General features: G+C 62.9%; 11 protein-coding genes. 4 read left to right on the forward strand and 7 right to left on the reverse strand.

The genetic code is table 11. The annotated features are described in order from the left end of the window. Positions 1-108: 108 nt before the first annotated feature. Both BLQ09_RS12290 and BLQ09_RS12295 read left to right on the forward strand, forming a co-directional pair. Positions 109-1,236: a saccharopine dehydrogenase family protein gene (locus tag BLQ09_RS12290; protein WP_092356991.1), complete on the forward strand. Its 1,128-nt coding sequence runs from the start codon at positions 109-111 to the stop codon at positions 1,234-1,236. A 3-nt stretch (positions 1,237-1,239) separates the two neighbouring features. Beyond that, positions 1,240-1,737 (forward strand): DUF2269 family protein, encoded by a 498-nt coding sequence (locus tag BLQ09_RS12295; protein ID WP_092356994.1) that lies wholly within the window; start codon positions 1,240-1,242, stop codon positions 1,735-1,737. Positions 1,738-1,861: 124 nt separating this feature from the next. Here BLQ09_RS12295 and BLQ09_RS12300 read toward each other — a convergent pair whose 3' ends face one another. The 5 genes from BLQ09_RS12300 to BLQ09_RS12320 all read right to left on the reverse strand — a co-directional run bounded on the left by BLQ09_RS12300 (position 1,862) and on the right by BLQ09_RS12320 (position 8,191). Further along, the gene (locus tag BLQ09_RS12300) at positions 1,862-3,199 is read right to left on the reverse strand and encodes an MFS transporter (RefSeq protein WP_092356996.1); all 1,338 of its coding nucleotides are present in this window, start codon (positions 3,197-3,199) and stop codon (positions 1,862-1,864) included. Between the two features lie 149 nt (positions 3,200-3,348). Further along, entirely contained in the window at positions 3,349-4,284 is a 936-nt protein-coding gene (locus BLQ09_RS12305) for an EamA family transporter (protein WP_027608456.1), read from the reverse strand. 134 nt (positions 4,285-4,418) lie between these two features. Then, positions 4,419-5,039, reverse strand: a complete 621-nt coding sequence (locus BLQ09_RS12310; protein WP_027608455.1) for a LysE family translocator — start codon at positions 5,037-5,039, stop codon at positions 4,419-4,421. A 325-nt stretch (positions 5,040-5,364) separates the two neighbouring features. Continuing rightward, positions 5,365-6,846, reverse strand: coding sequence for a methyl-accepting chemotaxis protein (locus BLQ09_RS12315; RefSeq protein WP_371914507.1), 1,482 nt, complete (start codon positions 6,844-6,846; stop codon positions 5,365-5,367). Between the two features lie 190 nt (positions 6,847-7,036). Further along, positions 7,037-8,191, reverse strand: coding sequence for a GGDEF domain-containing protein (locus BLQ09_RS12320; protein WP_175472306.1), 1,155 nt, complete (start codon positions 8,189-8,191; stop codon positions 7,037-7,039). Positions 8,192-8,456: 265 nt separating this feature from the next. Between BLQ09_RS12320 and BLQ09_RS12325 the strand changes: the two genes are divergently transcribed. Then, positions 8,457-10,655, forward strand: a complete 2,199-nt coding sequence (locus tag BLQ09_RS12325) for an OsmC domain/YcaO domain-containing protein (protein ID WP_027608452.1) — start codon at positions 8,457-8,459, stop codon at positions 10,653-10,655. 64 nt (positions 10,656-10,719) lie between these two features. On the opposite strand, the gene BLQ09_RS12330 is transcribed toward BLQ09_RS12325, so the two are convergent. Beyond that, positions 10,720-11,886, reverse strand: coding sequence for a cystathionine gamma-synthase (locus BLQ09_RS12330; protein WP_092357005.1), 1,167 nt, complete (start codon positions 11,884-11,886; stop codon positions 10,720-10,722). Next, positions 11,883-13,259: a pyridoxal-phosphate dependent enzyme gene (locus BLQ09_RS12335; RefSeq protein ID WP_092357008.1), complete on the reverse strand. Its 1,377-nt coding sequence runs from the start codon at positions 13,257-13,259 to the stop codon at positions 11,883-11,885. The genes BLQ09_RS12330 and BLQ09_RS12335 overlap by 4 nt, the downstream gene beginning before the upstream one ends. Positions 13,260-13,505: 246 nt before the next feature. Between BLQ09_RS12335 and atzF the strand changes: the two genes are divergently transcribed. Further along, complete coding sequence (gene atzF / locus BLQ09_RS12340) at positions 13,506-15,302, forward strand: allophanate hydrolase (RefSeq protein ID WP_092357011.1); 1,797 nt, start codon at positions 13,506-13,508, stop codon at positions 15,300-15,302. The last annotated feature ends 2 nt before the right edge of the window (positions 15,303-15,304 follow it).

Genomic DNA, 15,304 nt, shown 5'->3' on the forward strand with positions numbered 1-15,304 from the left:
AATGCCGATCCTGGCTCAGGCGATTAAGCAAATCGGGTATCTTTAGCCGTTTCAGCTGCTGGCCTGTCTCAGGCCCCGCGCACAATTGATTGATCAGGGAAGCAGGCAATGGCACTCAGGGTGATGGTGATCGGCGGCTACGGCAACTTTGGCAGCATCATTTGCCGGCACCTGGCGGGCGCGCCGGGCATTGAACTGGTGGTCTCGGGCCGCCACCCACACAAGTTGCAGGGCAAAGTCGATGGGTTGAAAACATCCTCCGGCCGCGAGTGCGAAAGCTGGTGCGGCGATGCCATGGCGGCCGGGTTCGCTGGCGTCTTGCAGTCGATGGACATCCAGTTGGTGATCCACACCGGCGGCCCGTTCCAGGGGCAGTCCTATGCCGTCGCCCAGCACTGCATCGACGCGGGCGTGAACTACTGCGACCTGTCGGATTGCCGGACCTTCGTCAATGGCGTCGGCGTGCTGGATGCGAAAGCCCGGCAGGCGGGCGTGGCCGTCCTCAGCGGTTGCAGCTCTGTACCGACGTTGTCGTCCGCCCTCATCGATCAGTACCGCGATCGCTTCATGCGCATCGACACCATCGAGCATGGCATTTCCTCTTCGGCGAAGATGCCGGGGCTGTCGACCATCGAAGGCGTGCTTGCCTACGCGGGCAAACCGATCAAGCAACTCAAGCAGGGCCAGGTGCACGAGGTGCTGGGCTGGCAGGACCTGACCCTGCGCAGGATGCCCCAGCTCGGCACGCGGGTGCTGGCCAATGTGGACGTGCCCGACATGGATATATTCGCTGGCCGTTATGGCGCCCATACCCTGCGCTTCAAGGCCGGTGCGGGGCTCAAACTGGGCGGTGTCGCCAATTATCTGCTGGCGCAAGCGCTACGCATGGGCATTGTGCGCGACCACCTTGCATGGGCCGCCAGACTGCATCGCCTGGGCACCTGGTTCGAACGATTTGGCGATGGCAAAAGCGCGATGTACATCGACGTGCAGGGTCTGGGCATGCACGGCCAGCCGCTGTCCCTGGCGGTGCAACTCACGGCCCTGGACGACAAGGGACCGGAAATCCCCAGCTGTGCAGCCGTCGCCCTTGCCACCAAAATGGCCCACGGTTACGTGCCCGAGCCCGGTGCCCGCCCGTGCGTAGGCGAAATCAGCGTCGACGAATACATGGCCGCCATCAACGAACCGACGAAGCTCAGCCTGACGGTGCGCTTCTCTGACGGGCAGGCCTGACCGATGCTCTACCTGTGCCTGAAGTACCTGCACATCATCGCGGCGATTTTCCTGTTCGGCTTCGGCATGGGCTCGTACCTCTACCTGATCGCCGCCAGTCGCACGGCCAACCCGCAAGTGATCGCCCAAGTGGCGAGCATGGTCGTGCGGTTTGATACCTGGATTACCACGCCGGCGGGCGTCATTCAGATCATCACGGGCTTGCTGCTGATCCAGCTTGCCGGGCTGCCTGTGACCACGGAATGGGTACTGACCGCGTTGATCATCTTCCTCGGCGTGGGCTCGCTGTGGCTGCCGGTGCTGGTACTGCAGAAGCGCATGCAGCAGATGGCCTCGCGGGCGGTCGAGACCGACACGGAGCTGGATGATGGATACCGTGGTGTGTACCGGCAATGGTTCTGGCTGGGCGTCTTCGGCTTCCTGGGGATGTTTGTGATCGTGATGATCATGGTGACGAAGATGACGCCGTGGCAGTTGGTCGGGCTGTTGGCGGCGGGCTGAGTGCCCGCTCAAGGCTTGGCATCCCAAACCGGTGCAACGATGCATACCGCTGTGTTCATAGCGGCCCCCTCAAAAAGCGCTGCTCATGCGTCGGCCGCTGCTACGGTTTGGACGGTGTGGGTGCTTAACGCGAGAGCAGCGGCGCCGGGCTTTTGTCCTCTGCGCCCACGTCGTGCAGGGAAATCCTCGACGTCTCCGGCAATGCCAGTCCGCCCGCCAACGCCAGCAATGCCACGGCTATCAGGTAGAACGCCGGTGACAGGTTGCTGCCGGTGGTGCTGATCAACCACGTGGCCATCAGCGGTGCGGTGCCGCCGAAGATCGTATACGCCATGTTGTAGGTAATCGCCGAGGCGGTATAGCGGGTGCGGGTCGGAAAGGTCTCCGACAGCAACGCCGCCGTCACCACACCACACAATACTGCGCCGACCGCCAGCAACATCACCCCGACAATGGACGCCGTGAACGAACCGGAACTGGCCATCAGGAACGACGGATACACCACCACCATCAACAACACGCACGCCGTCATCACCGTGACCCGACGCCCCACGCGATCCGAATACAGCCCCGCCAGCGGGCAAATCGCCGCGGCGAAGATCAACGCGATCAGCGACACCAGCAACGCCATCGCCCGACTCAGCCCACCGGCCACTTGCAGGTACGTGGCGAAGTAGGTGGTGAACATATAAAACGACAGCGCCGTCAGTGACACAAAAGCGCCCAGGCAGCAGATCGCCGCACCATGGTTGCGCAAGGTTTCCTTGAGTGGTGAGTGGGCCACCGCGTGCTCCTGCTTCACGGCCTGGAAGGCGGGCGTCTCATCCAGCTTCCAGCGCAGGTAAAGGCCCACCAGGCCCAGCGGCGCGGCGATCAGGAACGGCAGGCGCCAGCCCCAACTGCCCATCGCCTCGGCGGACAACGACGCTTCGAGTGCGTACGCCACCACGGCGGCGGCGGCGAAGGCAGAGAACGTCGACACCGGCACGAAGCTGCCGTACCAGGCGCGTTTGTCCCGGGGCGCGTGCTCCATCAGGTAGGCACAGGCGCCGGCGTATTCGCCGCCGGCGGAGAAGCCCTGGGCGCAGCGGATCAGCGATAACAGGATCGGCGCCGTGACGCCGATGGCGGCGTAGGTGGGCAGCAGGCCGATCAAGGTGGTGGCGCCGGCCATCAGCAGGATGGTCATGGCCAGGGTGCGCTTGCGCCCGATACGGTCGCCGAGCATGCCGAAGAAAATCCCGCCCAGGGGCCGGAAGGCGAAGGCGACGGCGAACACCGCGAAGGTTTTGAGCAAGGCCGCGCTGGCATCGCCGCTGGGGAAGAACTGTTGGGCGATGGTGGTAGCGAGGAAACCGTACACGGCGAAGTCAAACCATTCGACGAAGTTACCGATGCCGGCGGCGATGATGACCTTGCGCAGGGTTTGGGGGCTTACCTGTTCGGTGGAGGGGCTCGTCATGGGGAAGGCCTCGGAAGGGGGTCGGAGATGCTGGATTATCCGGGGAGGGTGTTGGGCGGCCGGGCTCAAAAGAGTCGTCCGCGTAGTCAGTAGCGACCGGGTGGGATGAGGGAGGCAGGAATTGGGCCAGGTCAGGCGGGGATTTATCGTTACCGGGCAGACGTGCGATAGGTCAGCAGCACAATCCCGGTCACCACGATGACGCCGCCGACTATCTGGCCGGCGCTGAGCATTTGATCGAGCACGACCCAGCCCATCAACAGCGTGGCCAGCGGCTCAATGTTCATGACCGGCGCATTGCGCGGCATGTCCAGGCGCGGGACCGACATGAACAGCACGATAAAACCGGTGCCGTACAGCACCACCAACGTTGCGAGTGCCAGCCAGCCGGTACCCGTGGCCGGCGGGTTCAGGCCGCCGGGGAGGGCGCCGCTGAGGCCGGCGAGGTTGACACTGCTGAATACGATGAAGATGGTCAGCAGGCTGCGCACGGAGCCGCGCACCTGGGACAACTTGTGGTCGGTGATCCACAGCGCGCAGGCGAACACGAACGCGGCGCAGAGGGCCAGGCCGACGCCGAGCAGCCAGTGCGGGCCGATATCGGCATGGCCTGAGAGGCGGCCGGGTACGTCCAGCACAAACACCAGGCCCACCAGAATCAACCCCATCAGCAAGGCGGTGCGCGCCGTCGGACGTGGGCCGCCGAATGCCCAGGTGAGCAGGGCGAGCAGAATCGGGAACACGTTGCCCACCAGCAGCGCCAGCGCCACCGGCACACGGGCGACGGCGGAGTAGAGGCACAGGCTCTGGGTAGCGATAAGCAGGCCCAGCAGCACTTGCCAGCGCCATGCACCTGCGGGCAGGCGCAGGCTTTGGCGTTGCCACAGTACCAGCACCGCCAGCACCAGCAAGGTGCCACCCGAGCGCAGCAGAATGGCCAACAGCACACCGGCACCATCATCGAAGGCGACCCGAGCGGCGATGTGATTGCCGGCGAAGGCACAGCCCATGCAGAGCAGAATCAACACGGCAATGGGGCGGGAGAACAGGGCGGGGGCAGTTTGTGTCGGGGCAGGCGGAGTCATGCTGGGGCTCGGGCGGTTGGCGCCATCGTCGGGGATGGCGATTTATTTTTAGGTTGTCGTACAACTTCGCGACGGGGTGATTTGTAGCGTGTTTGCGCCGAGGGAGCAAGGAGGGATTTGGTCTGGAAAAAAACTCAGCGCCTGCTGAGCGCGAGTTTTGCGGCAAACAGCAAGAAGATCACACCGGTGGTGCGATCCATCCACTGGATGACCTTTTCGCGGCGCAGGAACCCGGACAGCGACTGCGTGGCGCCGATCAATACCAGCGACCACAGCAGCCCGAGCAGCACATGGATGCTCACCAGGCCGAAGGTCCAGGCAATCAGCGAATGCCCTTGGGGGATAAATTGCGGCAGGAACGACACGTAGAAAATCCCCACCTTGGGGTTCAGCACATTGCCCAGCATGCCCTTTATAAACCAGTTGCCGCCGGGCTTGCGGTCGTCTGCGGCCGGTGCCAGTGAGCGACGCGGACGCACCAGCATGTTCAGCCCCAGCCAGGCCAGGTAAGCCGCGCCGCAGTACTTGAGCAGGTTGAACGCCATCTCCGACACCGCGATCAACGCGCCCAGGCCAAAGGCAACCGCGGCGCCCCACACCAGGCAACCCGCGTTGATGCCCAGCGTGGCCTGCAGCGCCTGGCGCTTGCCTTCCACCGTGGCGGTGCGCAGGACCAGGGCGGTGTCGAGCCCCGGCGTGAGGGTCAGCAGGGTGGCGGCGAAGGTGAAGGCGATGAGGTTGTCGGCGATGGACATGAGCGGGCTTCATGCAGAGGGATGAGTGGGCGTTAACCCAAGCTTGGCATGAGTGGTTATCTTGTGGCGAGCGGGCTTGTTGTGGCAGCCGGCTTGTAGTGGTGAGCAGGCTTACTATGGTGAGCGGGCCTGTTGTGAGTGACCGGGCTTGTTGTGGTGAGCGGGCTTGCCCCGCGCTGGGCTGCGAAGCAGTCCCAAAACCAGGCACTGCGGTTTGTCTGATGGAACGCAGTGATCTTGATCGGGGCCGCTTCGCAGCCCAGCGCGGGGCAAGCCCGCTCACCACAACAAGCCCGCTCACCACAGTAAGCGGGCTTGTCTGCCTTCAGCGGTTGAAGCGTTCAACCAGCGCGTATTGGGTGGACGCGGTATTGGTCAGTTCCTTGCTCAGGTCCGTGGATTGATGGGCTTGTATCGAGGTCTGGTCGGCCAGTTCGGCGATGGTGGTGATGTTGCGGCTGATCTCCTCGGCGACGGCGCTTTGTTCTTCGGTGGCGGCGGCGATCTGGGTGGTCATGTCGGTGATATGCGACACCGCTTCGCTGATCCCCACCAGGGCTTGGTCCGCTTCCATCACCCAGGCCACGCCTTCCTGGGCCTGGCGCTGGCCGTTTTCCATGCTTTGCACCGCGTTGCTGGAGGATGCCTGGAGCTTGGTGATCAGCCCATGGATCTGGGTGGTCGATTGTGACGTGCGCTGGGCCAGTTGGCGCACTTCGTCGGCTACCACGGCAAAGCCTCGGCCTTGCTCGCCGGCCCGTGCCGCTTCGATTGCGGCGTTGAGGGCGAGCAGGTTGGTTTGGTCGGCGATGCCCTTGATCACATCCACCACGCTGCCGATTTCGTCGCTGTCCCTGGCCAGTTGCGCCACGGTCACCCCGGTCTCGCCGACCATGGTGGACAGACGCTCGATGGCTTCACGGGTATCGCGCGCCACTTCGCGGCCGCGCCCGGTCAGCACGTTGGCCTGTTGGGTGGCGTCGGCGGTGCGTTGTACATGGCTGGCGACTTCCTGGGTGGTCGCGGCCATCTGGTTGACGGCCGCCGAGACCTGTTCGGTTTCCACGCGCTGGCGGTTCAGGCCTTTGGCACTGGCGGCAGCCAACTGATCGGATTGCCCCGCCAGGGTACTCAGTTGTTCGGCGCTGTCCTGCAGGCGGGTGAGGCAGGTTTTCAGGCGCGCGGTCTGGCTGAGGAACGCGGTTTCCAAACGCGACTGTGGGCCGCGTGCGTCACTGTACATCTGCGCGATCAAGGCATCCGACGTCGAGGGTTCGACCCCCTCCAATAGACGCAGGGTACTGCCCTGGCGCCAGCGCGAGCACAGCAGGCCCACCGGCAGCGCGACCGCCACGGCCACTGCGACGGCCGCCGGTGCACTGAGGAACAGCCCGGCGACGCTGCCCGCCACACCGGTGGCCATGTACGGCACGCAACTCACTGCCGCCGGCAGCCAGGCATCCTGGCGCGGCACGCCCGGCTTGCCTTGGCTCAGACGCCGGTAGAGGGCCTGGGCGCGGCGGATTTCATCGGCCGTGGGCTTGACCCGCACCGACTCGAAGCCAACGACACGGCTGCCGTCGAAGATCGGCGTGACGTAGGCATTGACCCAATAGTGGTCGCCGTTTTTCGAGCGGTTCTTGACGATGCCCATCCACGGCAGGCCTTGCTTGAGCGCGCTCCACATGTGGGCGAAAACGGCGGGTGGCACGTCGGGGTGACGCACGATGTTCTGGGGCGCGCCGATCAGGTCGGCGCGTTCAAAACCGCTGATATCGACGAAGGCGTCGTTGCAGTAAGTGATCATCCCTTGAACATCGGTGGCGGAGATGAGTTTTTGCGAAGGCGCGAGTGAAATCTCGCGCTGTGTTACAGGCTGGTTGTTGCGCATTCCGACTACTCCCTGAATTGCCATAAGTTCATCGGCATCACACGGAATAAGTTGATGGCGATTGTTTGATATAAACCGAGACGTGACGAATGGCGTTCAGGAGGGCCTAAATGGCGAATTGTCCTGGTGCGATACGAAAACAGTTTTTGCCTGCGCGCTTGGCTTCATATAACGCACCATCCGCATGGGCAATCACTGTTTGTGCACATGTATGTGACGTACTGTCGGCGCCTTCAAAGAGGGCAATGCCGATGCTGGCTTGCAAGGCATAGGGAAGAGCGCAACGCTCAGAGGCCTGTCGCAATGTGTCTATAATTCGTTGCGCTGCCAGGGTGGCAGAGGTCATGCCGGAATTATTCATCAGCAGAATAAATTCGTCTCCGCCCAAGCGGCCGGCACAATCCTGGTTTAGCCTGACAATCGATTTAAGTGTTGCGCCAAATTCGGCTAACGCCTTGTCACCTTCGGCATGTCCGTGGTTATCGTTGATGCCCTTGAAACCATCCAGATCTATATAGAGCACCGCAAAGTGTTTATCGGCATGCCGGCTGCGGGCCAGGGTGTTTTCAATCAGTTCGAGTATCCCCATACGGTTGTACAGGCCCGTGAGGGGGTCATGGGTCGCGCGGATTTGGTTTTTGGCCTCGGCCAGTAACGCGCGCACCAGGTTATCGTTCAACGTGTTGAGCAGTAGCCACATGCCCGTCAAGTACAGCGGGGCCTGGAGCAGGAATATCCTGAGCAGCGGTTCCGGCTGAAACAAGGTGGCGAGCTTCATGGGCACATCCGTCAGCAATATTTGAGTGAATGCGTAGCGCGGTACGCCTTGGTTGCGCATGGCGATCGCGGCATTCACGCTGACCATTGACGTGCACCCGAGAACTTGAAGAATCGCATCGCCGCTGATCAGGCAACCAGCGGTACCCAGGCCCAGCTCCGCCGCCCAGACCAGGCCCAGTAATAACGATAGATCAATGACATAAGGATATTTTTGGCCGCCGTATGTATTGATCCAATACAGCAGTGCTAACCGTGAGACCCAGATCATCGAATCAATGATGAGCCAGGCAATGAAGAATTGGCTCGGGCGCAGTGTAACCACGACTGTGCATATCACCAGGCTGTTAAACCAGCCGACCCACAGCACCCCCTTCGAAGAAAAAGGCCCGGCTATAAGTTCGCTGCGTATGCGTGTGTCATACGGCGCGTCTGCATTTGGCAGCCATCTCATCGCCTTTGTTGCAGGGAGTTGATATTCCATATTGACCCTCACCTGAAGCGCTGAAATTAAATAGTGGCACATAGCCATGCTGGCACCGTTCCAGCGGCTTTTCAAATGCTATGAGATAAAATTTGCGGGGCATTGATGCATGAAATATTCACTTGTTATTCAGCACGTCCGGTGGGGAATCGCGCCGGCAGAACCGCTATCCATCACCCCGCATGATTGAAAAGCCTGAAACTTCCCGATGAAAAACCTCATAATGGCGGCCATTTTGTTTAGCCCGTTATTCTGGTGTGCCCCCATGGAAATCAAGGTCAACTTTCTCGACAACCTCCGGCTTGAAGCCAAGTTCGATGACTTCACGGTGATTGCCGACCAGCCTATTCGCTATAAAGGCGATGGCTCGGCACCGGGGCCGTTCGATTATTTCCTGGCCTCGTCGGCGTTGTGCGCGGCGTACTTCGTCAAGTTGTACTGCAGCACGCGCAACATCCCCACGGACAATATTCGCCTGTCGCAGAACAATATTGTCGATCCGGAAAACCGCTATAACCAGATCTTCAAGATCCAGGTCGAGTTGCCGGCCGATATTTCCGATAAGGACCGCCAGGGCATCCTGCGTTCCATCGACCGTTGCACCGTGAAGAAAGTGGTGCAGGCCGGGCCGCAATTCGTGATCGAAGAAGTGGACAACCTCGACGCCGATGCCCAGGCCCTGTTGATGCCGGGCGCGGGCAGCGAGGCGGGCACTTATATTGCCGGCAAGGACCTGCCGCTGGAGCAGACCATCGCCAACATGTCCGGGATCCTTGCCGGCCTGGGCATGAAGATCGAGATTGCCTCGTGGCGCAATATCGTGCCAAACGTGTGGTCGCTGCATATCCGCGACGCCCATTCACCGATGTGCTTTACCAACGGCAAGGGCGCGACCAAGGAGGGCGCCCTGGCGTCGGCGTTGGGCGAGTTCATCGAGCGGCTCAACTGCAACTTCTTCTACAACGACCAGTTCTGGGGTGAGGAACTGGCCAACGCGCCGTTCGTGCATTACCCGGACGAGCGCTGGTTCCAGCCGGGCCCGAATGACGAGCTGCCCGGCGAAATCCTCGATGCCTACTGCCTGAAGGTCTACAACCGCGACGGCGAGTTGCGCGGCTCGCACCTGTTCGACACCAACTCCGGCAACGAAGCGCGCGGCATCGTTTCGCTGCCGTTCGTGCGCCAGTCGGATGGCGAGGTGGTGTATTTCCCGTCCAACCTGATCGAGAACCTCTACCTCAGCAACGGCATGAGCGCGGGCAACACCCTGGCCGAGGCCCAGGTGCAGTGCCTGTCGGAGATTTTCGAGCGTGCGGTGAAGCGCGAAATCATCGAGGGCGAATTTGCCCTGCCGGACGTGCCGGCTGACGTGCTCGCTAAGTACCCGGGCATCCTGGCGGGTATTGCAGGCCTGGAAGCCCAGGGTTTCCCGGTGCTGGTCAAGGACGCGTCCCTGGGCGGCGAATTCCCGGTGATGTGCGTGACCTTGATGAACCCGCGCACCGGCGGCGTGTTCGCCTCGTTCGGTGCCCACCCGAGCCTGGAAGTGGCGCTGGAACGCAGCCTTACCGAACTGCTGCAAGGCCGCAGCTTCGAAGGCTTGAACGACCTGCCGCAGCCGACCTTCGAAGCCCAGGCGGTGACCGAGCCGAACAACTTCGTCGAGCACTTTATCGACTCCAGCGGTGTGGTGTCGTGGCGCTTCTTCAGCGCCCAATCGGACTACGAATTTGTCGAGTGGGACTTCTCAGGCGAAGGTGAAGACTCCAACGCCCAAGAGGCCGCGACCTTGTTCGGCATCCTCGAAGGCATGGGCAAGGAAGCCTATATGGCGGTATACGAACACCTCGGCGCAACCGCCTGCCGCATCCTGGTGCCGGATTACTCGGAAATCTACCCGGTGGACGACCTGATCTGGGACAACACCAACAAGGCGCTGTTTTTCCGCGAGGACATCCTCAACCTGCACCGCCTGGACGAAGCGGAATTGCAGGGGTTGGTCGAGCGCCTGATCGAAAGCGAGCTGGACGACTACACCGACATCACCACCCTGATCGGCATCGAGTTCGACGACAACACGGCCTGGGGCCAACTGACCATCCTCGAATTGAAGCTGCTGATCTTCCTCGCCTTGCAACAGTACGAAGAGGCCAAGGAGTGCGTGGAGATGTTCCTGCAGTACAACGACAACACCGCCGAGCGTGGCCTGTTCTACCAGGCGTTGAATGCGGTGCTGGAGATGGAACTGGACGACGACCTGGAACTGGCGGACTACGAAGCCAACTTCCGCCGCATGTTCGGCAATGAGCGGATGGACGCGGTGATCGGTTCGGTCAACGGCAGTGTGCGCTTCCATGGGTTGACGCCGACCAGCATGAAGCTGGAAGGGCTGGACCGGCATTTGCGCTTGATCGAGAGCTACAAGAAGCTGCATTCGGCGCGTGCCAACATCGTCCAGGGGTGACGCATACCCAATGTGGGAGGGAGCAAGCCCCCTCCCACAGTTGATCTTTGTTTTCTGGGGGGATTTATATCCGGGCCAAGGCCTGGGCGAGGTCTGCCCGTAGATCCTCCACGTCCTCAACCCCCACCGACAACCGCACCAGCCCGTCGCCAATCCCCAACTGCGCGCGGGTCGCCGCCGGGATGCTGGCGTGGGTCATGATCGCCGGGTGTTCGATCAGGCTTTCCACACCGCCCAGGCTCTCGGCCAGGGCGAAGAGCTTGACGGTTTCCAGGAAGCGCGTGGCGCCGGCCAGGTCGCTGTTCAAGTCGACTGAAATCATCCCGCCAAACCCGCGCATTTGCCTGCGTGCCAGTTCGTGCTGCGGGTGGGACGCCAGGCCTGGGTAATAGACCCGGGATACTTGCGGTTGCTGTTCCAGCCAGGTGGCCAGGTCGAGGGCGTTGCTGCAATGGCGCTCCATGCGCAGGGCCAGGGTTTTCACCCCGCGCAGGGTGAGGAAGGCATCGAACGGGCCGGCGATGGCCCCAACCGAGTTTTGCAAAAAGCCCACGCGCTCGGCCAACTCGGGGTTGTCGCCGACGATGGCGATGCCGCCGATCACATCGGAGTGACCATTGAGGTACTTGGTGCTGGAGTGCACCACAATGTCGAAACCCAACTCCAGCGGGCGCTGGATCCACGGGCTGGCGAAGGTGTTGTCGGCCACGCAGAGAATGCCGCGGCTGCGGCAGATCCGGGCGATGGCGGCGAGGTCGGTGAGGCTCAGCAGCGGGTTGCTTGGGGTTTCGACCCAGACCATCCGCGTGTCGTCCTGCAAGGACGCTTCGAACGCCGTCACATCACTCAGGTCGACAAAGCTGAAACGGTGCCCGGCACTGCGCTGGCGCACCTTGTCGAACAGGCGGAAGGTGCCGCCGTAGAGGTCGTTGCCGGACACGATATGGGCGCCGGCATCCAGCAACTCCAGCACCGTGGAGATTGCCGCCAGCCCGGACGCGAAGGCAAACGCCTGGCTGCCGCCTTCGAGGTCGGCCACGCAGCGCTCCAGGGCAAACCGCGTGGGGTTGTGGGAGCGGCCGTAGTCGAAGCCCTTGTGCACGCCGGGGCTGTCCTGCAGGTAGGTGGAGTTGGCGTAGATCGGCGGCATCAGCGCGCCCGTGGTCGGGTCGGGTGACTGCCCGGCGTGGATCACACGGGTGGCAAACGCGCTTTTATCGGGCTGGCTCATGCAAGGGATCTCCGCAGGTGGTTGAGCAGGTCGACGCGGGTGATCAGGCCGTGAAAGCCCGACGCGTCGGCAATGATGGCGACCAGGCCGCGGTCCAGTTCGGCCTGCAATTCGGCCAGGCTGGCGCCAGGGGCCAGGGTGTGGACTTTGTCGCTCATGGCGCTGGCGACCATCATGGAGAAGTCCGCTGCGTCATGGTGCAGGCCCAGCAGGATGTCGGACTCATCGATCACCCCCACCAGTTCGCGGCCGTCCACCAGCACCGGCAGTTGCGACACGTCCGCCAGGCGCATGCGCTGGAAGGCGGTGAGCAGGGTGTCGTCGGGGCTTACGCTGATCACGCGGCCATCTTCGAAGCGCCGCGCGATCAAGTCGCGCAGGTCGCCGTAGTGCTTGTAGTGCAGCAGGCCCGCATCGGTCATCCATTGGTCGTTGTAGACCTTCGACAGGTAGCGGGTACCGGTGTCGCAAACGAAGGTGACCACGCGCTTGGGCACGGTTTGTTCGCGGCAATAGCGCAGCGCGGCCGCGAACAGGGTGCCGGTGGAGGAACCGCCGAGAATGCCCTCGGCCTTGAGCAACTGGCGGGCGTGGTCGAAGCTGTCTTCATCGCTGATGGAGTAGGCGTGGCGCACGCTGGACAGGTCGGCAATCGACGGGATGAAGTCCTCGCCGATGCCTTCCACCGCCCACGAGCCGGGTGTTTCCAGCTTGCCGCTGCGGCTGTATTCGGCCATCACCGAACCCACCGGGTCGGCGAGGACCATTTCCAGCTCGGGCTGCACCCGTTTGAAGAAGCGCGTCAGGCCGGTGAGGGTGCCGGCCGAGCCGACACCCACCACGATCGCGTCCACATCGTGTTGGGTCTGTGCCCAGATCTCCGGCGCGGTGCTGGTCTCGTGGGCCAGGGGGTTGGCCGGGTTGTTGAATTGGTCGGCGAAGAAACAGCCGTCAATTTCCTTGGCCAGCCGCGCGGCCATGTCCTGGTAATACTCGGGATGGCCCTTGCCCACATCGGAGCGGGTGATATGCACCTCGGCGCCCATGGCCTTGAGGTGCAGCACTTTTTCCGTGGACATCTTGTCGGGCACCACCAGCACCACCCGATAACCTTTCGCCCGGCCCACCAGCGCCAGGCCCAGGCCGGTGTTGCCGGCGGTGGCTTCAATGATGGTGCCGCCGGGGCGCAGGCGGCCGTCGCGTTCGGCGGCGTCGATCATGGCCAGGCCGATGCGGTCCTTGATGGAACCGCCGGGGTTTTGGGATTCAAGCTTGAGGAACAGCGTGCAGGGGCCGGTATCGAAACGGCTGACCCGAACCAGCGGCGTGTTGCCGATCAGCTCGAGTACGGCAGGGCGGGGGAGCGTGGGCATGTCGTCACCTGAAGGCTTAGGGTGGGGGACAGCAAATGGCAGAGCATGGTCTGGAACAGTAGGTCGGTATCGGGTCGGTCGCAACCGAGGGGTCGATTGAATGTCTTTTTTTGGCGCATGGACGATGCCCGGGTGCGCTATCTACGCGCACGTTGTGCGGCGATACCTGCGTAATCACTGGCAGAGTGACCTGGCGTGGGCTTTGCTTTAGAGAAATCCAAACTTGGATACAAGATGGAGTTTCCCATGCACAACGTTTTTGGCTGGACCCTCGGTGAATGGCAGGCTGCTTACCGCAGCGGCGCGATCACGCCGGACATTTTGCTCACCCTGGCCGCGCAATACCCCCCCGAGGACAGCGCCTGGATCGCCCGCGCCCAGCCGTCGTCATTGGCCGAGCAGTTGGCACAGTTGAGCGAACGGCTGGCAGCGCTGGGCGGTGATATGACCCAGCTGCCGTTGTATGGCGTGCCGTTTGCGATCAAGGACAACATCGACGCGGCCGGCTGGGACACCACTGCCGCCTGCCCAGAATTTGCCTACCGCGCGACCCGGGATGCCTCGGTCGTGCAGAAGCTGCGCGCCGCCGGCGCGATCCTGATGGGCAAGACCAACCTCGATCAGTTCGCCACCGGCCTGGTGGGCACCCGCTCGCCGTATGGCGCGGTGGGCAACAGTTTCAATGGCGATTACGTCAGCGGCGGCTCCAGCTCCGGTTCTGCATCGGTGGTCGCCCGTGGGCTGGTGGCGTTTTCCCTGGGCACCGACACGGCGGGCTCCGGGCGCGTACCGGCGGGGTTCAACAATATCGTCGGGTTGAAGCCGACCAAGGGGCGTTTGTCCAATACCGGCCTGGTGCCGGCTTGCCGCACGGTGGATTGCGTCTCGGTGTTTGCGTTGACCGTGGAAGATGCCGAGACCGTGGCGCACGTTGCGGCGGGATACGACGCCAGCGATGCCTATTCCCGCGCCAACCCCAACACGGCGCCAGTGGCGGTGGGCGCTTCGATCAAGCTGGCCATCCCGGCGGCCCTGGAGTTTTTCGGCGATACCCAGAACCAGGCCGTGTTCGAACACGCGGTCGAACACTTCAAGGCGCTGGGCGCGGTGATCACTCCGGTGGATTTCACTGCGTTCAAGGAACTGGCGGACCAGCTGTACTTCGGCCCCTGGGTCGCCGAACGCACCGTGGCCCTGGAAAGCATGCTGGAAAACCAGCCCGAGGCAATCAACCCGGTGGTGCGCGGCATTGTCGAGAATGGCCGCCAGTACAGCGCCTGCGACGCCTTCAAAGCCGAATACCTGCGGGCCGAACTGAGCCGCCGCATCAACGACAGCCTGGCCGGTTTCGATGCCTTGCTGGTGCCGACTTCGCCAACCCTGCGCACCATGGCCGAGATGGCGGAAGAGCCGGTGCGCTACAACTCGCAGTTCGGCTACTACACCAACTTCACCAACCTGGCCGACCTCTCGGCCCTGGCGCTGCCGGCCGGTATCCGCGCCGATGGCTTGCCCAGCGGCATTACCTTGCTCGCACCGGCCTGGCATGACACGGCGCTGGCGCACCTGGGCAAGCGCTGGCAAGCCAGCCTGGAGCTGCCTTTGGGCGCCACCCAGCGTTATCTGCCGTCACCGTCCGCACCCGCCCAAGCCCCCGGCTGCGTGCGCGTGGCGGTGGTGGGCGCGCACCTCACCGGCATGCCACTGAATGTCCAACTGACGACGCGTAACGCGGTGCTGGTGGAGCAAACCCTGACGGCCGACACTTACCGCCTGTACGCGCTGCCGGGCACGGTGCCGCCCAAGCCAGGGCTGGCCAAGGCGGACAGCGGTCGGGCGATCATTGTCGAGCTGTGGGACATGCCCCTCGCACGCTTTGGCGAGTTCGTCGCCGAGATCCCCGCACCGCTGGGGATCGGCAACCTGCTGCTGGAGGATGGGCGCAGCGTCAAAGGCTTCATCTGCGAGCCCTGGGCACTGGCCGACGCCCTCGATATCACCGAGTTCGGTGGCTGGCGCGCCTTTATTGCGAGCCGGGGCTGAGC

The sequence above is a fragment of the Pseudomonas sp. NFACC25 genome (assembly GCF_900100935.1).
Taxonomy (GTDB): Bacteria; Pseudomonadota; Gammaproteobacteria; order Pseudomonadales; family Pseudomonadaceae; genus Aquipseudomonas; species Aquipseudomonas marginalis.

What these genes read in the sequence shown, in the direction of transcription:
- BLQ09_RS12290 (WP_092356991.1), top strand. Translation starts at nt 109, where the DNA reads ATGGCACTCAGGGTGATGGTGATCGGCGGCTACGGCAACTTTGGCAGC.
- BLQ09_RS12295 (WP_092356994.1), top strand. Translation starts at nt 1,240, where the DNA reads ATGCTCTACCTGTGCCTGAAGTACCTGCACATCATCGCGGCGATTTTC.
- BLQ09_RS12300 (WP_092356996.1), bottom strand. Translation starts at nt 3,199, where the DNA reads ATGACGAGCCCCTCCACCGAACAGGTAAGCCCCCAAACCCTGCGCAAG.
- BLQ09_RS12305 (WP_027608456.1), bottom strand. Translation starts at nt 4,284, where the DNA reads ATGACTCCGCCTGCCCCGACACAAACTGCCCCCGCCCTGTTCTCCCGC.
- BLQ09_RS12310 (WP_027608455.1), bottom strand. Translation starts at nt 5,039, where the DNA reads ATGTCCATCGCCGACAACCTCATCGCCTTCACCTTCGCCGCCACCCTG.
- BLQ09_RS12315 (WP_371914507.1), bottom strand. Translation starts at nt 6,846, where the DNA reads ATGATCACTTACTGCAACGACGCCTTCGTCGATATCAGCGGTTTTGAA.
- BLQ09_RS12320 (WP_175472306.1), bottom strand. Translation starts at nt 8,191, where the DNA reads ATGGAATATCAACTCCCTGCAACAAAGGCGATGAGATGGCTGCCAAAT.
- BLQ09_RS12325 (WP_027608452.1), top strand. Translation starts at nt 8,457, where the DNA reads ATGGAAATCAAGGTCAACTTTCTCGACAACCTCCGGCTTGAAGCCAAG.
- BLQ09_RS12330 (WP_092357005.1), bottom strand. Translation starts at nt 11,886, where the DNA reads ATGAGCCAGCCCGATAAAAGCGCGTTTGCCACCCGTGTGATCCACGCC.
- BLQ09_RS12335 (WP_092357008.1), bottom strand. Translation starts at nt 13,259, where the DNA reads ATGCCCACGCTCCCCCGCCCTGCCGTACTCGAGCTGATCGGCAACACG.
- atzF (WP_092357011.1), top strand. Translation starts at nt 13,506, where the DNA reads ATGCACAACGTTTTTGGCTGGACCCTCGGTGAATGGCAGGCTGCTTAC.